We start from the raw sequence: 23,224 nt of genomic DNA, 5'->3' as shown, positions 1-23,224 counted from the left end.
TTGTCTCCGTCAATCTATTTTCAGTCCGGCTTCCTGGATGGCCTTGGCGGCGCGGATCTTTTCCTGCTGGAAGAAGGCGTGGAACTCGGCGGGCGTGTCGGTGATGATTTCGACCGACGCATTGTTCATGTAGGCCTTTACCGTATCGCTATCCATGGCTTTCTTCAGTTCGCGGTTCAGGCGGTCGATGATGGCGGGCGGCGTGCCCTTGGGGGCCACCAGGCCCGACCACACATAGGCCGAAAACCCCGGAAAGCCGGATTCCGCCAGGGTCGGCACCTGCGGCAGCAAGGGCGAACGCGCGTCGCCCGTGACGGCCAGCGGAATCAGGCGCTGCTCGCGGATATGCGGCATCATCGCCGCCAGTCCGGGCATCGCGACCAGGACCTGGCCGGCGACCACGTCGGTGACCGCCTGCGCGCTGCCCCGGTAGGGGATGTGCATCATCTGCAAGCCCGCGGCCGACAGGAACATGGCGGTGAACAGGTGCTGGGCGCTGCCATTGCCGGAAGACGCGTAGTCGATCTTGCCCGGGCGGGCCTTGACGTAGTCGATGAATTCCCTGACGCTGCGCACCGGCATGGCGGGGTTGACCACCAGCACGCCCGGTTCGCGGCCGAACAGCGAAATCGCCGCGAAATCCCCCACCGGATCGAAGTTCAGCTTGCTGTACAGCGTGGCGCTGATGGCCTGGGGGTTGGAAGCCAATAGCAGCGTATAGCCGTCCGGCGCGGAACGCGCGACGTACTCCGCGCCTATCATCGCGCCCTGCCCCGGCTTGTTCTCGATGACGATGGCCTGGCCCAGTTGCTGCGCCATCTGCTGCGCGATGACGCGCATGGGGGCGTCGGAAGAACCGCCGGCGGAATACGGCACCACGATATGGATGGCGCGCGAAGGATAGTTGTCGGCATGGGCGGCTGGCGCGGCGAGCAAGGCGGCCAGGAGCCCGAGCGCCGCGATCGCGGGACCCGCGGCCAGGCGCCGCAGCAGCCGGGCGGCGCCGCCTGGCGATTGACGATATGACGAAGCATCCATCCGGGACTCCTGCATGGTAGGGCGGCAATGCCCGAATGTTGCGGCGCGCCCGCGCCAAGAACAATGCGGGCTGGGAAACACACTATTCAGCGGAATTTCCAAATCGCCCCGCGGCGGGCGCGCGACGCGGCGCCGCGGCTCACACTTTGGCGAATTCCAGGTCCCGCTCCCAATAAGGCCCCGGCGCGAAGGCCGCCTCCAGGAAACGCACGAAGGTCTGCACACAGTTCGCCATGGTGGGATTGGGCAGATAGGAGGCGTACATCACCCCCTCGGGCAGCACATAGTCCGGCAGCAGCCGCACGAGCCGGCCCGCGCGGATGTCCTCCGCCGCCGCCATGGTGGTGATGGCCGCCACCCCCAATCCGGCCAGGGTAGCCTGCAGCACGCCATCGGCGTTGTTGGCCTTGAAGTTGCCCCGCACCCGCACGGTTTCATCCCCGCGCGCGCTGCGGAAGCGCCATTCTCCCTGGGCGTTGGAGCAATACACGATGCAGTTGTGGCGCGCCAGGTCCTGCGGGGCCTGGGGCGCGGGATGGCGCGCCAGGTAGGCCGGCGCCGCGCACAGGACGAAGCGCCAGGGCGCCAGCGGGCGCGCCACCAGCGACAACAGGCGCGGCTCGCATGCCGTGCGGATGACCACATCCTCGCCCCCGGTGATCAGGTCGGCGAACTTGTCCGTCAGGTTCAACTCGACCGTGATGCCGGGATATCGGGCGAGGAATCGCGTGATCACCGGAATCAGGTGCAACCGGCCGAAGGCGATGGCCGCGCTGACCTTGACATGGCCGCCCGGCGCGGCGCGGAATTGCTCCAGTTCGCGCACGGCATGCTGGGCGTCGGACATCAGCCGCTTGCAGCGTTCGTAGAACAGGCTGCCGGCGGGCGTCAGGCCGATCTTGCGGGTGCTGCGATGCATCAGCTTGACGCCCAGCGTCTGCTCCAGGTCGGCGACGTGCTTGGTGGCCAGCGGCCGGGATATGCCCAGGCGCTCCGCGCCGGACGAAAAACTTCCCGCGTCGGCGATCGCCACGAAGGTGGTGAATTCATTCAGGTTCAGCATCCCGGCTATCCAAAGGCGGCATCGACGCCAGCATCAAGCAATATGCGCGCCAATTTTGCCTTCGGCGTGCGGCCACAGCATGCACCGCCATGGGGCTTGGTACGATCCGGTATTTCCCGCAAAAGGTGCCTGCACCGCACTTGCTGCTGGCAGCCGCCGCGATCGGGGCGCCGTCCGAGGGGAGGCCGCGGCGCCGGCGTGGCCGTCTTCCAGAGGCCGCCGCAAACCCGAAAACCACCGTTCCGGCGGGTATCATGGCTCTCCCGCTTCCGATCACAGCGCGACTTATGTCGAACAACGAACCGCCGCCGCGGAATAGATCCACCGCGCTCCCCAGCCACCTGCCGTTTCCCGTGGTGGGCATCGGGGCCTCCGCCGGCGCCGTCGAAACGCTGAAGGTCTTCTTCGAAAACATGCCGTCCAATCCCGGCATGGCCTTCGTGGTGGTGGTGCATCTGTCGCCCAAACACGAAAGCGTGCTGGACCGCATCCTGCAAACCTGCACCAGCATGCCGGTCGTCCAGGTAACGAAACACACCTCCATCGAGGCAGACCACGTCTACGTCATCCCGCCGGCGGCCAGGCTGGAAATGAATGACAGCTATCTGCGCGTGCAGCATGCGGTCCGCGCCCAGGGGGATCCCGTCGCCATCGACGAATTCTTCCGCACGCTGGCGGACGTCCACAAGACCCGGGCGGTGGGCATCGTGCTGACCGGCGGGGGTTCCGATGGCTCCGTGGGACTATCCCGCATCAAGGAGCAGGGCGGCATTACCCTGGCCCAGGACCCCGATGACGCCATGCACGACACCATGCCGCGCAGCGCCATCGCCACCGGTGCGGTGGACATCGTGCTGCCCGTGAGTGCAATCCCGGCCCGCCTGCTTGCCATCGCCAAGAATATGGGGCGCATCCATATCCCGCCGCCGGCGGACCTGCAGCGGGACGCCGGCGAGCGGCCGGACGAAGGGCACGAAACCGCGAACGACCGCGCGGCGCTGCGGGACATCCTGGCGATGCTGCGCGCCCGCACCGGTCACGATTTCAAGCACTACAAGAAAGCCACGGTCCTGCGCCGCATCGAACGCCGCATGCAGGTGACGGGGCTGCCCGACATGCCGGCCTATGCCGCCATGTTGCACGAGAAGCCGGACGAGACCCCGAAGCTGCTCAGCGACATGCTGATCGGTGTCACGCAGTTCTTCCGCGACCGGGAATCTTTCGAGATCCTGGAGCAACGCATCGTCGGCAATCTCTTCGGCGGGGACAACGGGCCGGTGCCCACGCACGTGCGCACCTGGGTGGCCGGCTGCTCCAGCGGCGAAGAAGCCTATTCCGTCGCCATGCTGCTGTGCGCCGAGGCCGATGCCCGCAACGCCGCGCCGAAAATCCAGGTGTTCGCCACGGACATCGACGAATTCTCGCTGGTCATCGGGCGTGCCGGGGTCTATCCCGGCGCCATCGAGACCGATGTCCCGGCCGCGCGGCTGCAGCAGTTCTTCACGCGGGAGGGCTCCAATTACCGGGTCAGGAAGGAGCTCCGGGAACGGGTACTGTTCGCGCCGCACAATGTATTGCGCGATCCGCCCTTTTCCAAACTCGATCTGGTAAGCTGCCGCAACCTGCTGATCTACCTGGATCGCGAAGTGCAGGCCGACGTACTGCGCATGTTCCACTTCGCGCTCAAGCCCGGCGGCTATTTGTTTCTGGGCAGTTCCGAGTCGGCCGATGCGTGCGAAAATCTGTTCGCGGTCGTCGACAAGCGCCACCGCATCTACCAGGCCAAGAACACGGCCTCCCAACACCGCCCCGTTCCCCTGCTGCCGATAGCGGGCACCGACAAACTGCCGCAGGCTTCCGTACCCGTCCACGCCGTGCGAGGAAACCGAACGTCATTCGCCGACATCCACCGGCAAGCGCTGGAACACTATGCGCCGCCCAGCGTGATCGTCGACCGCGACTCGAACATCGTCCACATGTCCGAGCGGGCGGGACGTTTCCTGCGGCACGTCGGCGGCGAGCCCTCGCGCAGCCTGCCCGCGCTGGTGTACCCGGACCTGCGCATGGAACTGCGCACCGCCCTGTTCCAGGCGCTGCATTCCCACAAGAGCGTGGAGGCCCGCCGCGTGGCCATGACGCTGGGCGACAGCAAGGTCTACATCAACATGATCGTGCGCCCGTTCCGGCACGACGAAACCGGCAACGAATTCATGCTCGTCATCTTTGACGAGGTGGATGCCGTGATGAGCACCCACGAGAGCGATGAAGAGTCGCGCGTGCCCAGCAGCGTGCTGGCCCAGTTGGAAGCCGAACTTCAGCGCACCAAGGAGCAGCTGCAGCTGACCATGGAGCAATCCGAGACCTCCACGGAAGAACTCAAGGCGTCCAACGAGGAACTGCAGGCCATCAACGAAGAGCTTCGCTCCACCACGGAAGAGCTCGAGACGGGCAAAGAAGAGCTGCAATCGGTGAACGAAGAGCTGATCACCGTCAATTCCGAACTGAAGAGCAAGGTCGAGGAAACGGCTAAGATCAACGACGACCTGCAGAACCTGATCGCGTCCACCGACATCGCCACGGTGTTCGTGGACCGCGGAATGCGCATCAAATGGTTCACGCCGCGGGCCACCGACATTTTCAGCGTGATCGCCAACGACGCGGGACGTTCGCTGCTGGACATCACGCACCGGCTGGACTATCCCGACCTGGCGCAGGATGCGGCCGCGGTGTTCGAGTCCCTGCGTACCATCGAGCGCGAAGTGCGCAGCGCGGACAACCGCTGGTTCCTGGCCCGGCTCCTGCCCTATCGCAGCGCCGAGCATCGCATCGAGGGCGCGGTCCTGACCTTCATCGACGTGACGGCCCGCCGCAACGCCGAGGCGCGCATCAACGCGATGGCGCAGAGCACCAAGGACTTCGCGATCATCACGATGGGGCAGGACGGGGTCATCACCACCTGGAACATGGGCGCGCAGCAGATGTTCGGCTATGCCGAAACGGAAGCGGTGGGCCAGCACTTCTCGTTGATCTTTACCCAGGAAGACATCGACGCCGCCATTCCCCGGCACGAACTGGAACGGGCACGGCGCGAGGGGTATGCGCCCGACGAGCGCTGGCACAAGCGCAAGGACGGCACCCGGCTTTTCTGCGTGGGTGGCATCAACCCGATCGACGACCCGCTGTTCACCGGCTACGCCAAGATCGCGCGCGACATCACGGCGCAGAAGCACCGCGAGATGGAACAGGAAAGCCGGCTGGAAAGCAGCCGCGCGGACAACACGCTGAAGGACGAATTCTTCGCCGTCATGTCGCATGAACTGAAGCATCCGCTGAATCTGATCCAGTTGAATGCGGAACTGCTCGTGCGCACGCCGCAGGTGCGGGCTACCGCCAGCGCGGCGCGGGCAGCCGATGCGATCCAGCGCGCCGTGCGCAGCCAGGCGCGCATCATCGAGGATTTGCTGGATATCGCGCGGGCACAGACGGGCAAGCTCAAGCTGAACCGCTCCACCGTCAGCCTGGTCGCCACGGTGGACGGCATCGTCAACGTGGTGCAACCCACGGTGGCGGACGTGGGCGTGACGCTGGACAAGGCCTACGACCTCAACACGACGCTCTATATCGATGCGGACCCGGTGCGCGTCGAGCAGATCGTCTGGAACCTGATCAATAACGGCATCAAGTTCACGCCGCCGGAGGGCACCGTCACCATCCGGCTGGATCGCGACGGCCAGATGGCGCGCCTGACGATCAGCGATACCGGCGAGGGCATAGACCCGGAGTTCCTGCCGCGGCTGTTCGAGATGTATAGCCAGGACCGTGGGCAGGATGGATTGCGCGGCCGCATGGGCCTGGGCATCGGCCTGGCGGTCGTGCACCAGCTGGTGCAGGCGCACGGCGGCCGGATAGAGGCCGCCTCGGACGGCAAGGGCAAGGGCTCGACCTTCACCGTGTGGCTGCCCCTGTCCGCCCACGCCTATGGGCCGGCCGACCCTGCGGGCGTGCCGCCCGAAGCCGCCGCGCTGGAAGGCATCGCCATCCTGCTGGTGGACGACTCGCCGGAAATCCTGGATACCTTCGGCGCGCTGCTGGAAATGGAAGGCGCGCGCGTCGATACCGCCAGCAGCGGACAAGCGGGGCTGGACGCGCTGGCGCGTACCGCTTTCGATATCGTCATATCGGACCTGGGCATGCCGGAGATGGACGGCTACGGATTCCTGAACGCCATGCGGCAGAAGAACATCGCCACGCCGGCCATCGCGCTGAGCGGCTATGGCGCGAAACGCGACGTGGACAAGGCGATGTCCGCCGGTTTCACGGCGCACCTGGGCAAGCCGGTGCCGCTGGAACAACTGGTCAAGGTGATCAGGCAAACGCTGGCGCGGGAAGAAACCCGCCAGGCGGGCGAGTAGGCGGTCGCTTGGCCGATGCGGCCGCGCGGCGCGCTCGCGAAGGCGACGATGGGCGGGGCAAGCCGCCCCTTCATCGTCAACGCGCCGGCTTCGCCGACCCGGCCAGCGTCAACTGGTCTGCCCGCCCTTCGTAGGCGATGTCGGAGCGGAATGCCCATGCGCTGCTTTCGAAATGCAGCGGGATGCTGGGTAATTGGTCCAGGGCGCGCCGCACGGATTGCCGCAGCAGTTTTTCGCGCTGCGCCGGATCCACCGTGGTGATGGCCTGCCTGAACACCTTGTCGAACTCCGGATCCGAGTATCCGCCGTAGTTGCTGGTGCCCAGTCCGCGGGCCGTATCCAGGGACGTGACCCAATAGGTCAGGAATGAAGAGGCCTCGCCGGTATCCGACCCCCATCCGCCCATGGCGAAGCTGAATTCGCGCTTGGCCCGCTGCGGAAAGAACACCGAGCGTGTCATGGCGTTGACATCGGTCTTGATGCCGATGCGCGACAAGTACTGCGCGACTGCCTGCGCCACGGCCGCGTCGTTGATGTAGCGGTCGTTGGTGGCGGCCAGCGTCATGGCGAAACCATCGGGATAGCCCGCTTCGGCCAGCAGCTTCTTCGCGGCGGCGGGGTCGTATTTCAGTTCGGGGGCGTGGGGCAAGGCGCCGAACATGCCGTCGGGCAGGAATTGATAGGCCGGCGTGGCGGCCCCATCCATGATGCGCTGCGCGATGGCCTTGCGGTCGATGGCCATCGAGATGGCCTGCCGCACGCGCAGGTCCTGCAAGGGATTCTTGCCGTCCGGCGCGTGTACTTGCGGGCTGGGGCTGCGGCCGACGTCCAATTGCAGGAACAGCACGCGCACCGAAGGCGTGACCACGTACTTGAAGCGCTTGTCGCCGTCCAGGCGTTTCAGGTCGCGCGCGGCCGGGTTTTCGATCAGGTCGAAGTCGCCGGCCAGCAGGCCGGTCAGGCGCGGGCCGGCGTTGGGCACGGGCGTCATGACCACATCTTTCCAGGCGGGCTTGCTGCCCCAATAGCCGTCGTTGCGCTCCAGCGCCACGGCGGTGCCGCGCACGAAGGACTTCAGCGCATAGGGCCCCGTGCCGATGGCGTTCTTGCCGGAATTGAAGTCTTCCATCTTGGGCCATGGGCCGGTGACGCCGCAATTGTGCTGCGGGTCGAAGCGGATCTGCCCGTGCTGCACGATACCGCTCCAGAGTATCCACATGCGGGTCAGCTCGTTCGCCAGCAGCGGATACGGCGCCTTGGTGGTGACGACCAGCGTGGCACCGTCCTTGACGTCGATCCTGTCGATCTTGCGGGCGATGTTGGCGTAGGAGCCGGCGATGGCCTGCGGGTTGTTCAACACCCGGCAGAACGTGAAGATCACGTCCTCGGCGGTGAACGGCGCGCCGTTGGAGAACTTCACGCCCTGGCGCAGCGTGAACTCCCAGGTGGTGTCGTCCAGCGGTTTCCATGCCGTGGCCAGGCCGGGCGCGAGCTTCATGCCGGCATCGGCGGACACCAGCGTATTGAACGCGTGGGCCGACAGGGCGTCGTTGGGCGTGGCCTGATGGTAGTGGGGGTCCATCGAGGTGGGTTCGGACGCCAGCCCGATACGTAGCGTCTGGCCCTGCGCGGCGCCCATGCCCAGCGCGAAGATGGCGGCAAGCGCCGCGATGGATTTGCGTGCGATCATCGGTTCCCCTTGTGCCGGTCCCTTGCGCGGCGGCGCGGGGACGGTGTGTATCGGGGAGCCGCGCCAGGCCATGCGCACCGCCGCGGACCCCGCCTGCCCGGGCATGGCTGGCCCGTGGCTGGCCATTCTAGCAACGCGGGATACCGGGCGGATCGCGCGCCGGTGCGGGATTACCCGTGCCGGCGTCGCCGGTTCACGCCGCCCGCGCCTGAAGGACGGGGTAGTCCGTGTATCCGCCGGGGCCGCAGTGTTCCAGGTCGTAGATGGTCGCGGTATCCACGGCATTCAGCGGCGCGTGGCGGCGCAGGCGCTCCACCAGGTCCGGATTGGCGATGTACGACCTGCCGAAGGCCACCGCGTCGGCCTCGCCCCGCGCCACGACGTCGGCGGCCGTGGGGCCGTCGTAGCCATCGTTGGCGATGCATATGCCGCCGAATTCGCGCTTGAGCATGGGCAGCAGCGCGCCCTCGCCCGCGGTTTCGCGTATGAACAGAAAGCCCAGGCCACGTTCGCCCATGGCCTTGGCCACGTGGCCGAAGGTACGCGCCGGGTCGCTGTCCGACATCGAGTAGGACGGCGAGCGGGGCGCCAGGTGCAGGCCCACGCGGTTGGGACGCCAGACCTCCAGCACGGCGTCCACGACCTCGCGCATCAGTCGCGCGCGGTTTTCCACGCTGCCGCCATAGGCGTCGGTGCGGTGGTTGGAGCCGTCCTGCAGGAACTGGTCCAGCAGATAGCCGTTGGCGCCGTGGATGGTGACGCCGTCGAAGCCGGCGGCCTTGGCATTGCGCGCGGCCTGGCGGAAGGCGTCGACGATGGCCGGGATTTCTTCCAGCGCGAGCTCGCGCGGCACGACGTACGGCTGCTGCGGGCGCAGCAGGCTGACATGGCCTTGCGCGGCGATGGCGCTGGGGGCGACCGGCAGGCGTCCCTGCAGCAGCAGCGGATGGGAAATGCGCCCCACGTGCCAGATCTGGGCCATGATGCGGCCGCCGCGCCGGTGCACGGCTTCCGTCACGAGCTTCCAGCCTTCCGTCTGCGCATCGCTCCACATGCCGGGCACGTGCCGGTAGCCGACGCCGTCCTCCGAGACCGGGGTGCCTTCGCTGATGATCAGGCCGGCGGACGCGCGCTGTTCATAGTATTCAGCCATCAAGGCATTGGGCACGCCGCCACGGGCGCGCAGGCGCGTCAGCGGCGCCATCACGATACGGTTGGGCAAATGCAGATCGCCGATGGACAAGGGATCGAATAGCGTCGTCATGGGGCACCCCGGGGGTAGGCGCGCCGGCCGCCGGCGCATTGTTTAATGTTGAAACCTTGCTCATGATACGCATCATGGTTTAACATTGCAACCATGAAATGCGGGGACGACACCGCCGGGACAGAACGCGGGGACCAGACCATCTGGCGGGAGACAGCAAATGCGGCGCAAATGTTTATCGGAGGACCCCTGCCCTATCGCCCGGTCCCTGGACGCGGTGGGCGACTGGTGGAGCCTGCTGATCGTGCGCGAGGCCCTGCGGGGCCAGTGCCGGTTCAGCGATTTCCAGCAAGGCCTGGGCTTGGCCAAGAACATTCTTGCCACGCGGCTGCGCAAGCTGGTGGAGCAAGGCGTGCTGGAAACCCGCCCTTCGGCGGATCGCAGCGATCACAACGAATACCACCTGACGGAAAAAGGCCGCCGGCTGGAACCCGTGCTGCGCGCGCTGGCCACCTGGGGCAGGGAAAACCTGTTCGACGCGAAGGACACGGCGGCGGGCTGAACCCCGCCGCGCCGCCGGGCCTTGCTTCCTGCCCTTACTTCTTGCCGGGAACGGGGTCCAGGCCCGTTTGCTTCACGGTGGGCTGGGCCTGCGCCGATGCCAGGAACCTGAGCAGTTCCGCGGCTTCCTTGGGATGACTGGAAGCCGCCGGCACCCCGCCGGCGAAGCGGGTGATGGACTGGACTTCGGCGGGCACCTTGCCCACGAAGGTCACGCCGGGCACCGGCAGCAGTTCGGCCACCTGCTGGAAGCCGACCTCATACTTGCCATTGGCGACCTGGGACGCCACCGGGATCTTCGGGACCATGGTGGCCTTGGACTTGACCTGGTCTTCTATCCCCAGCTTCTTGAACATCTCCTTTTCGATGTAGACGCCGCTGGCGCTGTCCGAATAGGCGATGGACTTGGCGTCCAGCAGGGTCTTCCTGAGCGCCGCCACGGTGGAGATATCCGGCTTGGGATGTCCCTGCCGTACCACCATGCCGATGGGCGAGTCGGCCAGCTCCACGCGCGAATCCTTGCCGACCTGGCCTTGCTTGATCAGGTCGTCCAGCGCGTAGCCCACCATGATGACGACGTCGGCCGGTTCGTGCCGGGCCAGACGGTTGGGAATCGCTTCCGCCGACTTGCCCATGGAGGGACCATGCTCCGTGACCAGCGTATTGCCCGTGGCCGCGGTGAACTGGGGACCCAGTTTTTCATAGGCGGCGGAAAAACCGCCGGAAATCAGCACGTGCAGTTCCGCTGCCTGGACCGGCGCGCCGGCCAGCGATGCCGCCAGCAGGGAACCGGCCAGGGCCAGGGTGCGTAGGGATATCTTCATGGTCTCCTCGATAGCTGAGAGTGGAAAAAATCAGGACTGCGTGGCCATGCGGGCGGCCGCCGGGCGGCGGGCATACAAGGCCAGCGTGGCAACGAAGGCGCACAGCGCGGCGAACGTCATCCAGTACCCCGGCGCCGCGCGGTCGCCGGTCACGTGGATCAGCGCGGTGGAGATTTCCGGCGTGAAGCCGCCGAATATCGCGGTGGCCAGGCTGTATGCGACCGAAAACCCCGCGACGCGCACCGACGCCGGCATCACCTCCGTCAGCGCGACGACCATCGCGCCGTTGTAGACGGCGTACAGGAAGGAGAGCCACAGCAGGACGACCAGCATCCGGGTGAAGGTCGGGCCATCGGCCAGGAAGGACAGGGCAGGATAGGCCGTGACGATGGCCAGCGCGGTCATCGCCAGCAGCACGGGCTTGCGCCCGATGCGATCCGAGATCGCGCCGCCTATGGGCAGCCAGATGAAGTTCGATACGCCGACGCACAGCGTCACCAGCAGGCTGTCCGAGGTGCTCAGGTGCAGCACGGTCTTGCCGAAGGTAGGCGCATACACGGTGATCAGGTAGAAAGCGGTGGTGGTCATGGCCACCATCAAGGCGCCGCCCACCATCAGCCGCCAGTTCACCACCAGCGCGACCCAGGACTCGCGCAGGCCGGGACGGTGCGAACGGGCCTTGAATGCCTGGGTTTCCTCCAGCCGGCGGCGCAGCACGAAGATGAACGGAATGATCAGGCAGCCGACGAAGAAGGGGATGCGCCAGCCCCAGGCGGCGATGGTGGCGGAATCCATCCATTGATTCAGCGCGAAGCCCAGGGCCGCGGCCACCACGATGGATACCTGCTGGCTGCCGGATTGCCAGCTCGTATAGAAGCCCTTGCGGCCCTCGCTGGCCATCTCGGCCAGGTAGACCGACACACCGCCCAGTTCGGCACCCGCCGAAAAGCCCTGCAACAGCCGGCCCAGCAGAACCAGCAAGGGCGCCAGCGGGCCGATGGCGGCGTGCCCCGGGACGAAGGCGATCAGTATGGTGCCGCTGGCCATCAGCGAGAGTGTCAGGATCAGGCCTTTGCGCCGTCCGACCCGGTCGATATAGGCGCCCAGCACAATGGCGCCCAGCGGCCGCATCAGGAATCCCGCGCCGAAGACGGCGAAGGTCTGCATCAGGGACGCGAACTGGCTGCTGGAAGGGAAGAAGACGGCCGCGATCTGCGTCGCATAGAAGCCGAAGAGGAAAAAGTCGAACTGCTCGAGGAAGTTACCGGCCGTCACCCGCACGACGCTGCGCGCGAGGTTCAAGGCGGAGGGCCGTTCCGCCGACTGGGATTGCTGCATGCTCTGAGTCCTTTCTGGAATGCAAGGTGCCCTTTGCATCCGGACAAGAGCAATCTTTCTATTCGCCACCAGGACAGTGCAACGGGCATGCGACCGGGCATCTGTGCCCGGACCGCCACAGGTGTAACGTTAGCCCTCGCACCTGACCGGCGCATTAAAGGGGCCCGATCTGTTACGTCCCCGGCGCATCTGTGCTGCCCGGGCCCGCCACTTGCTTTCCCGCTCACGGATGGGCTGGCAGGCCGCGTGGCCCATGGCGCCCCCGCTTTGCCGGCATGGATGCATCGAGAGCCGTGTTGCCGGGCGGCGCGCGAGCCGGCCATAAGGAAAACGGGGAGGACCTGACATGTCGACCAATCGAGTACCCACCGCGGAGCCGGCCGGCTCTGACACGCCGCTAGCCCGCGTGATGGGGCCCAAGCTGTTGCTGCTGTTCATCGTCGGCGACATCCTGGGAACCGGCATTTATGCCTTGACGGGACAGGTTGCCAAGGAGGTCGGCGGCGCCGCCTGGCTGCCCTTCCTGGTGGCCTTCGTGGTGGCCCTGCTTACGGCGCTTTCGTACCTGGAACTGGTCACCAAATATCCGCAGGCCGCCGGCGCGGCCCTGTACGTGCACAAGGCCTTCGGCGTGCACTTTCTTACCTTCATCGTATGCTTCACGGTGATGTGCTCGGGCCTGACCTCGGCGGCCACGGCCTCGCGGGCCTTCGCCGCCAACCTGTTCGCGGCCATCGGAATGGATGCCGCGCCGGATATCGTCACGTGGGGCGCGCTGGGCTTCCTGGTGCTGGTCATGCTGCTGAACCTGCGCGGGGCGGCGCATAGCGTCAAGACCAATGTGGTGCTGACGCTCATCGAGCTGAGCGGCCTGCTGCTGGTGATCCTGCTGGGATTCTGGGCGATCGCCGGCGGCCAGGCGGATTTCTCGCGCGCCATCGCCTTCGATACGCCGGAAGACAAGAGCGTCTTCCTGGCCGTGACCTCGGCCACCACCCTGGCTTTCTTCGCCATGGTGGGCTTCGAGGACTCGGTGAACATGGCGGAGGAAACCCATGCGCCCCACCGCATTTTTCCCAAGGTCATGCTGACCGGCCTGGGCCTGACGGCGGCGATCTATGTGCTGGTTTCCATCTGCGCGGTGGCGCTGGTGCCGGTGGGCGAACTGGCGGCGAGCAACACGCCGCTGGTGCTGGTGGTCCAGCGCGCCGCCCCCGGCCTGCCCACCGACACCATCATGCCCGTCATCTCCATGTTCGCGGTCGCGAACTCGGCGCTGATCAACATGATGATGGCCAGCCGCCTGCTGTACGGCATGGCCAACCAGGGCGTCCTGCCGGGCTTCCTGTCGCGCGTGCACAAGCGCAATCGCACGCCCTGGGCCGCCATTCTGTTTACCACGGCCATCGGCCTTGGCCTGACCGTGCTGGTGTCGCGCGCCGAATCGCAGGCCATCCGGGCGCTGGGCGGCACGACGGCGCTGCTGCTGCTGGGCGTGTTCGCCTTCGTGAACGTGGCGGTGCTGGTATTGCGGCGCGACCGCGTCTCGCACGAACACTTTCGCGTCCGGACCGTGGTGCCCTGGCTGGGCGCCGCCACCTGCCTGTTCCTGGTGACGCCGCTGACGGGCCGCGATCCCATCCAGTACCAGGTGGCGGGCTGGCTGCTGCTGCTGGGCGTGGTGATGTGGGGGATCACGCTGGCGACGCGCCAGCGGGGCGGCATGCGGCTGGATCCGGAGAAGCTGGATTGATTCGGGCGGGAACGGCTCGGCCTTGCGGCGCGCGAGTAAGCACGGGGCCGGCGCGGTAGAATGGCCGCGCGGCTGTCTCCCGCCATGGCGGGCAAGCGGCGCATTTCCCCCTAATGGCCGTCCAGGCGCATCGCCCCGTACCGCCCGCCATGCCTGTGCACTATCTTCGCGCGTTGACCAGCCCCGGACGCACCACCGAGAACAACCGCCGGCTGGGACGCTCCCTGGCCTTCGTCGCCGGGGCCGCGAACGCGGGCGGCTTCCTGGCGGTGGGCCAGTACACCTCTCACATGACCGGCATCGTATCGGCGCTGGCCGACCACGCCGTGCTGGGCAACGCCGTGCTGGTCACCGCGGGCTTGTGCTCGCTGCTGGCCTTCATGACCGGGGCCGCGGTTTCGGCCATCCTGATCAACTGGGGCCGGCGGCGCGGCGCGCAGAGCGAATACGCCATGCCGCTGATGCTGGAGGCCGCGCTGCTGCTGGTATTCGGCCTGCTGGGCACGCAGCTCGCCGAGCATCGCATGTTCTTCGTGCCGGCCACCGTCGGCCTGCTGTGCTTCATCATGGGTTTGCAAAACGCCATCATCACCAAGATTTCCAAGTCCGAGATACGCACCACGCACATGACAGGCGTGGCGACCGATATCGGCATCGAGATCGGCAAGCTGTTCTACTGGAATGTCCAGGGCGGCGCGCCGGACGCCAAGGTGATGGCCAACCGGCCGCGCCTGCGGCTGCTGGCATCGCTGCTGGGCATGTTCCTGCTGGGCGGCGTGACCGGCGCGCTGGGATTCAAGCATATGGGCTTCGTCGCGACGGTGCCGCTGGCCACGCTGCTGATCGTGCTTGCCATCGTTCCGGTATTCGACGACCTGGCCGCGCTGGGCCGGCGATTCTAGGGACCGGCGCGACATGCGGCGAGCCGGCAGCGCGGATCTGCCCTTGCATGGCGGACGCGTGCCCGCGTGGCTGGGCGCGCGCATGTCGCGCCTGGGCGCGGTGATCGCCCAGGCCATCGTGCATCACTACGGCCGCGACGAATTCCTGCGCCGCCTGGCCCATCCTTTCTGGTTCCAGTCCTTCGGCGCCGTCATGGGCATGGATTGGCATTCCTCCGGCATCACCACCAGCGTGATCGGCGCGCTCAAGCGCGGACTGGGCCCCTTGTCCGGCGAATTGGGCATCCATGTCTGCGGCGGGCGCGGCAATCACTCGCGCCGCACGCCGCAGGAGCTCCTGCAGGTGGGCGAGCGCGTGGGCGTGGACGGCGATGCGCTGGCGCGGGCCAGCCGATTGGTGGCCAAGGTGGACAGCGCGGCGGTGCAGGACGGCTTCGACCTGTACCTGCATGGCTTCATCGTCACCGACGACGGCAAATGGACCGTGGTGCAGCAGGGGATGAATGGCGACAGCCGGCTGGCGCGCCGCTACCACTGGCTGTCCGAAGACCTGCGCAGCTTCGTCGACGCGCCGCACCGCGCCATCGATGGCCCCAACCAGGGGCGCATCGTCAACCTGACGGACCGTCGGGCGGCCGCGTCGCGGCAGGGACAGCTGGTCCTGCTGCGCGAACAGGGGCCCGACTTCATCGTCGCGGAAGCAGGCGCGCTGGCCGCGTCCCGGCCGGACCTGTATGGCGGCGACGCGGTGCCGGCGGCATCGCACCCGGCCGTCGCCGCCGGCGATGCGGGCGCGCCGCGGCAGGGCCAGCTGGCGCTGGACCTGCCCCACCTGGCCATGCCGGCGCATCACGACGTGCGGCCGAAGGACGTGAATCTGCGCCGCCTGCACGGCGCCCTGGCGGCGGCCGCCGAATGCGGCCCCAAGGACTTCGCGGACCTGCTGATGGTGCCCGGCGTGGGCGCGCGCACCGTGCGTTCGCTCGCGCTGGTGGCGGAAGTCGTCCATGGCGCGCCCTGCCGCTTCAGCGATCCGGCGCGGTTTTCGATGGCGCACGGCGGCAAGGACCGGCATCCCTACCCGGTTCCCGTGGATGTCTATGACCGCACGATAGACGTGATGAAAACGGCGGTCAGCCAGGCCAGGCTGGGCAACGAGGAAAAACTGGATGCCCTGAAGCGCCTGGACCGCCAGGCGCGCCGCCTGGAACGCGACGCGCGGGGGCCGGCGCTGGCGGATCTGGTCGAAGCGGAACGGCGCGATTCGCCCGACTACGGCGGCCGCAGCGTCTTCGGCCTGGAGACCCGGGCGCATGTCACAGATACCGGGAAACCGGACACCGGTCGCGGCGATCCCGGCGGCGGCGCGGCATTTCTGACAGACTGCTGAACAATTTCGTTGCCGTCACGCGACGATGAGAACTGCAAATTGTTGTCACATCGGCGGAGGCATTTCAGAATCCTCCTACATGACAAAACGATGACAACAACGCAGCATGAGCACCCTACCGCTGGACATCGCGCCGGAGCTTGCCTCCACACGCGATGTAGAACTGGTTCTATCGGTAAAGATCGGCGCCGGGCACGATCGCGACGTCTGGCGCCACCCGCTGGACGACACGCTGTGCGTCAAGGTGGCCCAGCCGAATCATGGGCGCGCCCAGAACGATATCGACCTGCACTACGGCGCCCACCTGCAGCGCCGCAACATATCCAGCCCCCACGTGCCCCGCGTGTACGGCATGGTGCCGACCGACCGCGGTCCGGGCCTGGTCGTCGATCTGGTCCGGCAACCGGACGGCACGACCTGTCCGACCTTGCCGCAGGCCTTGCGCAGCGGCATGGTAGGCGAAGCGCAAGCCGAAGCCATGGTGCACGAGGCCTGTGAATGGCTGGCGCGCAACGGCGTCATGTTGGCCGACCCCGGCATTCACAACGTCATGGTGCGCAGTTCGCCCGCGACCGGGCGGCCCTGCCTGGTCTTCGTCGATGGACTGGGCACGCGCAACCTGGACCTGAAGTATTGGGCGCGCTGCGCGTTCGAGCCGCTGGAACGCATGACCGCGCGCCAGAAGGCCGCCGTGTTCCGCGACAAATTCCTGCGCCTGCTGCGGGACCGCTCCAGCAAGCTATGGGTGCCCAAGCGGCCCTCAGGCGTCGCGCAGCAGGTCGTGTGAGTTAAGGATTTCGTACGCGATATCGGGCCGCGCATCCAGGCAGCGGCGCACGGCCGCCGGTATGCTTTTCCGCGTCAGGCGGCACAGGCCGGGGCAATCTTCCAGATGGATGTCGAAGCCCCGCACGGTCCGCACTTCGTTGGGACCGGGAGAGATATGCAGCCGGATGCCCAGCTGCGCATGGATGCGGCCTTCCACATGGCGCAGGTCGGCAAGATCGCGCACGGCCTCGATCCGCGCGATGAGACGCTTTTCTTCCTGCTTGGTCAGCTGCAGCACGCGCAGGTCGCCGTGCGGATCGCACAGCAGGCGCTCGCGCTCGCACACACAAGCGCCGGGCGGGCATTCTTCGCGGATGGGAAACGGCAGATTCATGACGGGCAACGGGTCTTGGCGACGACATGATAAATCGTTTGCATCCGTCCCCGGCGCGCCGCGCGCCGCCGCCGTAAAATGGCGCCCGCCTTGCCCATGGGCGGCGCCACCGCATCGCGAGACGCCGCCGCCTACGATTCCACCGACACCGCCATCATGAAAACCGCGCTCGACGCACGACGCTCCTTCAACCCCGTCCTGGGCCTTGCCGTTTTCCTGGCGATCGCCGTGGTGGGCCTGTTCTACGTGAAGTGGTTTCCCTATTACCACCGCGCCTGGGCCGCGGCGGACAGCCACTCCATCGGCACCTCCATTTTGATGGGCACCGCCGACAGCGCGCCGCCGCCTTCGCTGGACGCCGCGGTCGGCTACGCGCTGGCCTACGGCAAGGCGATCTGGCAAGCCATGGTGCTGGGCCTGCTGCTGGGCTCCGCGGTCCAGGCGCTGCTGCCGGGCCGCTGGATCGCCGGCGCGCTGGGCGGCACCGGACTGGGCAGCGTCGTGGCCGGCGGCCTGCTGTCGCTGCCGGGCATGATGTGCACCTGTTGCGCCGCCCCCGTGGTGGCCGGCCTGCGCAAATGCCAGGCGGCGCCGGGCAGCGCGGTGGCCTTCTGGCTGGGGAATTCGGTGCTCAATCCCGCCACGCTGGTGTTCATGGGCTTCGTGCTGGGCTGGCAATGGTCGGCGCTGCGGCTGGCCCTGGGCGTCGTCATGGTGTTCGGACTGGGATGGCTGCTGAACCGCATGAGCGCCGCGTCGGGACGCATGGTGGACACCGGACCCGTGCAGGCCTTGCATGCGCAATCCCCGGACGCCGGCGACGCGATGCATCCCTTCAAGCGCTGGGCGGCGATTTTCGCGCGCATGACGCTGCGGCTGGTGCCCGAGTACATCGTGCTGGTTCTCGCGCTGGGCGCGGCGCGCGCCTGGCTGTTTCCGCACATCGGCGCCGACGTCGACAACCACCTGTGGTGGATCGCCGGCCTGGCGGTGGCCGGCGCGCTGTTCGTCATCCCCACCGCGGGCGAAGTGCCCATTGTCCAGGCCATGCTGTCGCTGGGCATGGCCGCGGGGCCGGCCGCGGCGCTCATCATGACCCTGCCGCCCATCAGCCTGCCCTCGCTGGCGATGCTGGCCCGGTCCTTCCGCCCCGTGGAACTGGCCACGGTGTTCGCCGGCGTGGTCGTCACGGGCCTGGCGGCCGGCGGGTTGGCGATCGCCCTGGGGTTCTAGCGGAGTCCGGGCTTCGACCGTTTGCGCGGGCCTCTCCGGCGCGACCGCGGATTGCCATCGAAGGGCCCAGGCCCTAGTATCGATGGCACATCCCCCGACGGCGCCGCCATGACGGCCCGCATACTACGGAGACTCGCCCATGAACCGCAAAGCGTTGCTGGCTGGAATGCTGGCGTGCGGCCTGCTGGCCGCTTCCCCCCTGGTCGCCCATGCCCAGGCGGAGCCGGCCTTTCCCAAGGTCATGACCATGGTCGTGCCATTCCCCCCGGGTGGCAGCAACGACGTATTCGCGCGCGTGCTGGCGGAACGGCTGTCGGCGCGTCTGCATAACTCCGTCATCGTGGAGAACCGCCCGGGCGCGGGCGGGTCCATCGGCGCGGATTATGTGGCGCGCGCGCCCAAGGATGGATCGGTGCTGATGCTCAGCTCGTCCACCTTCACCACCAATGCCGCGGTGCAGCCCAAGCTGCAGTACGACGTGGTCAAGGATTTCAGCCCCATCGCCATGCTGGCCTCCAGCCCCATGGCCATCACGGTGGGCAAGGCGTCGAAGTACGACAGCCTGGCCAGCCTGCTGGACGCCGCGCGCGCCCAGCCCGGCAAGCTGAGCTACGGCAGCGCCGGCATCGGCTCGGTCAACCAGATGGCCAGCGAAATCCTGGCCGGCATGGCCAAGGTCTCTTTCATGCACGTCCCCTACAAGGGCATGTCGCCGGCGATGAACGACCTGGCCGCCGAACGGGTGGACATGATCGTCGCCAGCTTCGCATCGATATCCGCCATGCTGAAAAGCGACCGCGTGCGGGTACTGGCCGTGACCTCGCCGCAGCGCTCGCCGTTCTACCCCGACCTGCCCGCCGCCAGCGATACGGTGCCGGGCTACGCCGTGCAGCTCTGGTGGGGCGTGCTCGGCCCCGCCGGCCTGCCCCAGGCCATGGTGCAAAAGCTGAACAGCGAGATCCGCGCCGTGGTGGCCGAACCCAGGATGCGCGACATGTTCGCCGCCGAAAGCGCCGTGCCCTCGGAGCTGTCCGTGGCGCAGTTCGCCGACCTGGTCAAGCGCGATGCCGCCACCTGGAAGCAGGTGGCGCGCGACCGGAATATCTCCGTCGAGTAGGCGGGCGCCATCGCCGGCGCCGGCGTTTCGGCGGCAAGTCAGCGCATCGACAGCCTGGAGGCGCATCATGGCGCGCAATCCACGATCGCTCCAGGAGGCGCCATGCGCTTGCGATGGCCCGAGATCTATTCCGCCGCGCGCGACGTCGCCCCGGGAACGCGGGTGGTGCTTGCCGGCCACCCGGTGTTCCCGACGCCAGGACAGCCCTCGGACACCCTGGTGCTGGTCGAGGACAACCCCTGCTGCGGGGCCCATGCGGGCCTGCACGCGGCAATGGCGGTGGAAGTGCATGCCCGCGCGGAAGTCGCCGCGCCAGGTGGACCGGTGCGCGTCGAAGGCCTCTGGGAGCCGCTTACCGGCGATCCCGCCGGCTGGCGCTACCGTATCCGCGGCGCGACCGTGACCCCCATCCGCGACCCCTGGGAAGCGGCGAGCCTGAATCGCCGCCGCCTGCTGGCCTTGGGCGCCCTGTCGGGGCTGGCGGCCTGCGCGGCGCCCGTGGCGGACGTGGGGAAGGACGCCGCATCCATCCAACCGGACACGCTGGCCTGGATGCGCGCCCAGGTCACCGTGGACATACACAGCCATGCCGGCCACATCAACCTGGGGCGCGCGGCCGTGCCGCCCGCTTTCACGCCCGTCGCCGCCCCCATGCGGGCGGGCGGCATGGACGTCGTCTGCATGGCCGTCGTCAGCGACTCCAGCGTCGATCGCATTGTCCAGACCGCGTCCGGCCGCCGCCGCATCGTCGCCTACCGCGATCCCGAGCCGGGCGAGATGGCCGCGCGCGGCGAGGCCGCCTTCCAGCGCCTGCATGCCCTGATGGCGCGGGAGGGACTGCGGCCCATCCTGGATGCGGGGGAACTGGCAAGGGCGCGCGCCACGGGCGGCGCCGTGGTCGTCGCGGCCGAGGGCGCGGACTTCCTGGAAGGCGATACGGACCGCCTGGACGACGCGTGGCGCCGCCATGGCCTGCGCCACCTGCAGCTGACACATTACCGGGTCAATGAATTGGGCGACATCCAGACGGCGCCGCCCGTGCACCGCGGCCTGACGGATTTCGGCGCGGAAGTCATCCGCCGCTGCAACCGGCTGGGCATCGTTGTGGACGTGGCCCATGGCACGCCGGACCTGGTGCGGCGCGCCGCGGCCGTGACGGCGCGCCCGCTGGTGCTTTCGCACACCGCGCTCGGCGCGCGGCCATCGCGCTACAGCCGCGCGATCACGCCCGAGCACGCGCGGCTCGTGGCCGGCACGGACGGCGTCATCGGAATCTGGCCGGTCGCCGCCACCTTCCCCACCCTGGCCGCGATGGCGGGCGGCATACGCGCCATGGCGGATGCGGTCGGCGTGCGCCACGTGGGCGTGGGCAGCGACATGCTGGGCCTGGTGGGCCCATCCGTCCTGGACAGCTACCGCAAGCTGCCGCTGCTGGCGCAGGCGCTGCGCGACGCCGGGTTCACCCGCGAGGAGGCCGGCATGATATTGGGCGGCAACTACGCGCGCGTATGGGCGGCATCGCTGGCCCCGGCATGAAGCGGCCGCCGCCCGTACCGGCGCCCGCATGGCGATACCGCCCGGTCCATCATCGGGGCGCCACCGCCTGGATCTCGCGGGCGATGGCGGACAGCGGCACGCTGCGTTCCACGCCGCCGCGCTTGATGGCTTCCTTGGGCATGCCGAAAACCACGCAGCTGTCCTCGTCCTGCGCCAGGGTGCGCGCGCCGGCCTGGCGCATTTCCAGCAGGCCGGCCGCGCCGTCGTCGCCCATGCCCGTCATGATGATGCCCACGGCGTTGGCGCCCCCATGGCGGGCCACGGAGCGGAACAGCACATCCACCGACGGCCGGTGACGATTCACCAGCGGGCCGTCGCGCACCTCGACGAAATACTGCGCGCCGCTGCGCTTGACCAGCATGTGCTTGCCACCGGGCGCGAGCAGCGCGCGGCCCGGCACCACGCGGTCGTTGTTCCGCGCTTCCCGCACGGCGATCTGGCAGATGCCGTCCAGCCGCGCGGCGAAGGCGGCGGTGAATTTCTCCGGCATGTGCTGCACGATGACCAGGCCGGGACAGACGCGCGGCAGCGCGGTCAGCACTTCCTCCAGCGCCTGGGTGCCGCCCGTGGACGTACCGATGGCGACCAGCCGCTCGGTGGTCTGCAGCACGGGACGCGCGTCCGGCGGCGGCAGGACCGCGTCGGCGCTATGCCGCGGCATGGGCACCACGGGCGCGGGTGCGCCGCCCGGCGGCATGCGGCGCACCCGCGCCCGGGCCGCCGCCCGCACCGTGGCGATGAGCTCCGCCGCGCTATCCGCCAGGAACTGCTTCAATCCCAGCCTGGGCTTGGTGACGACCGACACCGCGCCGGCGGCCAGGGCCTCCACGGTAATGCGGGCGCCCTTCTCGGTAAGCGTCGAACAGATGACCACCGGCGTCGGCCGTTCCTGCATGATCTTGCGCAGGAAGGTCAGACCGTCCATGCGCGGCATCTCGATGTCCAGGACGATGACATCGGGCCAGGCGTGCTTCATGCGTTCGGCGGCCAGTATCGGGTCCGCGGCGGCGTGCAGCACCTCGATGCCCGGGGCCTCGGATAGCAGTCCCGCCAGCACCTGGCGCACCACGGCGGAATCGTCGACGACCATGACTTTGATGGATGGCATAGGCTACGTGGCGAGATCGGAAAGGGAGCGGTCAGGGCTTGCGGTAGACGGACGGCATGACGGCGGCGACCGCGTCGGTCACGCCGTGCAGGCTTTCGGAATGGCCGATGAACAGATGGCCGCCGGGCTTGAGCAGTCCCAGCACGCGCTCCACCACGCGGCGCTTGGTATCGCCGTTGAAATAGATCATGACGTTGCGCAGGAAAATCACGTCGAAACGCCCCAGGTCCGGCAGCGGCGCATTCAGGTTGGCGTGCATGAAACGTACGTGGGCGCGCAGCTCGCGATGCACCAGCATCGTGCCGTGATGGGCGCCGGTGCCCTTCAGGCAATAGCGCTTGCGGTAGTCGGGCGGCATCTGGCGCGCCCGCTGCTCGGAATAATGCCCCGTGCGGGCGCGTTCCAGGACGCGCGTGCTGATGTCGGTACCGACGATCTCGAAGGGCCGCGCGGCGCCGGCGCCCGTCCCGCCCAGGCAATCGGCCAGCACCATGGCCGCGGTGTAGGCTTCCTCGCCGGAGGAACTCGCCGCGCTCCAGACGCGAAAGGGCTGCTGCGAACGGCGGCCGTCCGGGCCGGTCTCCAGGGCCAGGCGACGCAGCACGTCGAAATGCCGGGGCTCGCGGAAAAAGTAGGTTTCGTTGGTCGTCAGCAGGTCGATGGCGATCTGGGTTTCGGCGCCGCCGCCCTCGCCTTGCAGCAGGTCGAAGTACTCGCTGAAGCTGGCGGCGCCGCGCGCCTGCACTCGCTTGGACAGCCTGCCGGACACCAGCGCCTTCTTGGCATCGGTCAGCGTGATGCCGGCCGCTTCGTAGATGAAGCGCTGGAACTGGGCGAATTCCCGGTCGTTGATGGGCTGCATGGACAAGACT

18 protein-coding genes are annotated in these 23,224 nt (G+C 67.8%); 9 read left to right on the top strand and 9 right to left on the bottom strand.

The annotated features are described in order from the left end of the window. Window positions 1-9: 9 nt before the first annotated feature. Together BAU06_RS04730 and BAU06_RS04725 are read right to left on the bottom strand one after the other, a co-directional pair. Window positions 10-1,038 carry a tripartite tricarboxylate transporter substrate binding protein gene (locus tag BAU06_RS04730; RefSeq protein WP_066344967.1) on the bottom strand — a complete coding sequence of 343 codons (1,029 nt, stop codon included), beginning with the start codon at window positions 1,036-1,038 and terminating at the stop codon, window positions 10-12. 139 nt (window positions 1,039-1,177) lie between these two features. Then, a complete protein-coding gene (locus BAU06_RS04725; RefSeq protein WP_066344965.1) occupies window positions 1,178-2,101 on the bottom strand; it encodes a LysR family transcriptional regulator in 924 nt (307 codons plus the stop codon). A 287-nt stretch (window positions 2,102-2,388) separates the two neighbouring features. On the opposite strand from BAU06_RS04725, the gene BAU06_RS04720 reads away from it, so the two are divergent. Beyond that, window positions 2,389-6,513: a CheR family methyltransferase gene (locus tag BAU06_RS04720; RefSeq protein WP_066344963.1), complete on the top strand. Its 4,125-nt coding sequence runs from the start codon at window positions 2,389-2,391 to the stop codon at window positions 6,511-6,513. Window positions 6,514-6,589: 76 nt separating this feature from the next. Here BAU06_RS04720 and BAU06_RS04715 read toward each other — a convergent pair whose 3' ends face one another. Continuing rightward, complete coding sequence (locus BAU06_RS04715) at window positions 6,590-8,203, bottom strand: ABC transporter substrate-binding protein (protein WP_066344961.1); 1,614 nt, start codon at window positions 8,201-8,203, stop codon at window positions 6,590-6,592. A gap of 193 nt (window positions 8,204-8,396) precedes the next feature. Then, window positions 8,397-9,467: an alkene reductase gene (locus tag BAU06_RS04710; protein ID WP_066344957.1), complete on the bottom strand. Its 1,071-nt coding sequence runs from the start codon at window positions 9,465-9,467 to the stop codon at window positions 8,397-8,399. Between the two features lie 160 nt (window positions 9,468-9,627). Here BAU06_RS04710 and BAU06_RS04705 point away from each other — a divergent pair, with 160 nt between their 5' ends. Beyond that, complete coding sequence (locus tag BAU06_RS04705) at window positions 9,628-9,969, top strand: winged helix-turn-helix transcriptional regulator (RefSeq protein WP_066344951.1); 342 nt, start codon at window positions 9,628-9,630, stop codon at window positions 9,967-9,969. A gap of 34 nt (window positions 9,970-10,003) precedes the next feature. Here BAU06_RS04705 and BAU06_RS04700 read toward each other — a convergent pair whose 3' ends face one another. Together BAU06_RS04700 and tcuC are read right to left on the bottom strand one after the other, a co-directional pair. Next, a complete protein-coding gene (locus BAU06_RS04700; protein WP_066344945.1) occupies window positions 10,004-10,792 on the bottom strand; it encodes a substrate-binding domain-containing protein in 789 nt (262 codons plus the stop codon). A gap of 30 nt (window positions 10,793-10,822) precedes the next feature. Continuing rightward, window positions 10,823-12,130 carry an MFS transporter gene (tcuC, locus tag BAU06_RS04695; protein ID WP_066344944.1) on the bottom strand — a complete coding sequence of 436 codons (1,308 nt, stop codon included), beginning with the start codon at window positions 12,128-12,130 and terminating at the stop codon, window positions 10,823-10,825. A gap of 346 nt (window positions 12,131-12,476) precedes the next feature. Between tcuC and BAU06_RS04690 the strand changes: the two genes are divergently transcribed. The 4 genes from BAU06_RS04690 to BAU06_RS04675 all read left to right on the top strand — a co-directional run bounded on the left by BAU06_RS04690 (window position 12,477) and on the right by BAU06_RS04675 (window position 16,962). Continuing rightward, entirely contained in the window at window positions 12,477-13,883 is a 1,407-nt protein-coding gene (locus BAU06_RS04690; protein ID WP_066344943.1) for an APC family permease, read from the top strand. Window positions 13,884-14,032: 149 nt separating this feature from the next. Beyond that, on the top strand, window positions 14,033-14,785 hold the full coding sequence (locus BAU06_RS04685; RefSeq protein ID WP_066358062.1) for a YoaK family protein: 753 nt from the start codon (window positions 14,033-14,035) through the stop codon (window positions 14,783-14,785). Between the two features lie 13 nt (window positions 14,786-14,798). Further along, the gene (locus tag BAU06_RS04680) at window positions 14,799-16,175 is read left to right on the top strand and encodes a DUF763 domain-containing protein (RefSeq protein WP_066344942.1); all 1,377 of its coding nucleotides are present in this window, start codon (window positions 14,799-14,801) and stop codon (window positions 16,173-16,175) included. A 106-nt stretch (window positions 16,176-16,281) separates the two neighbouring features. After that, on the top strand, window positions 16,282-16,962 hold the full coding sequence (locus BAU06_RS04675) for a YrbL family protein (RefSeq protein ID WP_066344936.1): 681 nt from the start codon (window positions 16,282-16,284) through the stop codon (window positions 16,960-16,962). Here the strand turns inward: BAU06_RS04675 and BAU06_RS04670 are convergent. After that, window positions 16,936-17,337 carry a hypothetical protein gene (locus BAU06_RS04670; RefSeq protein WP_066344935.1) on the bottom strand — a complete coding sequence of 134 codons (402 nt, stop codon included), beginning with the start codon at window positions 17,335-17,337 and terminating at the stop codon, window positions 16,936-16,938. The genes BAU06_RS04675 and BAU06_RS04670 overlap by 27 nt on opposite strands. 156 nt (window positions 17,338-17,493) lie before the next feature. On the opposite strand from BAU06_RS04670, the gene BAU06_RS04665 reads away from it, so the two are divergent. From BAU06_RS04665 to BAU06_RS26985, 3 genes are all read left to right on the top strand, one after another. Further along, window positions 17,494-18,570 (top strand): permease, encoded by a 1,077-nt coding sequence (locus BAU06_RS04665; RefSeq protein WP_066358056.1) that lies wholly within the window; start codon window positions 17,494-17,496, stop codon window positions 18,568-18,570. Window positions 18,571-18,709: 139 nt separating this feature from the next. Further along, entirely contained in the window at window positions 18,710-19,687 is a 978-nt protein-coding gene (locus BAU06_RS04660; protein WP_066344934.1) for a Bug family tripartite tricarboxylate transporter substrate binding protein, read from the top strand. A gap of 102 nt (window positions 19,688-19,789) precedes the next feature. After that, window positions 19,790-21,223 (top strand): dipeptidase, encoded by a 1,434-nt coding sequence (locus tag BAU06_RS26985; protein ID WP_082993527.1) that lies wholly within the window; start codon window positions 19,790-19,792, stop codon window positions 21,221-21,223. Window positions 21,224-21,272: 49 nt separating this feature from the next. Here the strand turns inward: BAU06_RS26985 and BAU06_RS04650 are convergent, their stop codons facing one another. Together BAU06_RS04650 and BAU06_RS04645 are read right to left on the bottom strand one after the other, a co-directional pair. Next, window positions 21,273-22,352: a protein-glutamate methylesterase/protein-glutamine glutaminase gene (locus tag BAU06_RS04650; RefSeq protein ID WP_066344933.1), complete on the bottom strand. Its 1,080-nt coding sequence runs from the start codon at window positions 22,350-22,352 to the stop codon at window positions 21,273-21,275. 31 nt (window positions 22,353-22,383) lie between these two features. After that, complete coding sequence (locus tag BAU06_RS04645; protein WP_066344931.1) at window positions 22,384-23,214, bottom strand: CheR family methyltransferase; 831 nt, start codon at window positions 23,212-23,214, stop codon at window positions 22,384-22,386. Window positions 23,215-23,224: the final 10 nt, after the last annotated feature.

It is taken from the genome of Bordetella bronchialis, assembly GCF_001676705.1.
GTDB lineage: Bacteria > Pseudomonadota > Gammaproteobacteria > Burkholderiales > Burkholderiaceae_B > Bordetella_C > Bordetella_C bronchialis.
This window is presented reverse-complemented; position numbering and strand designations above follow the sequence as displayed.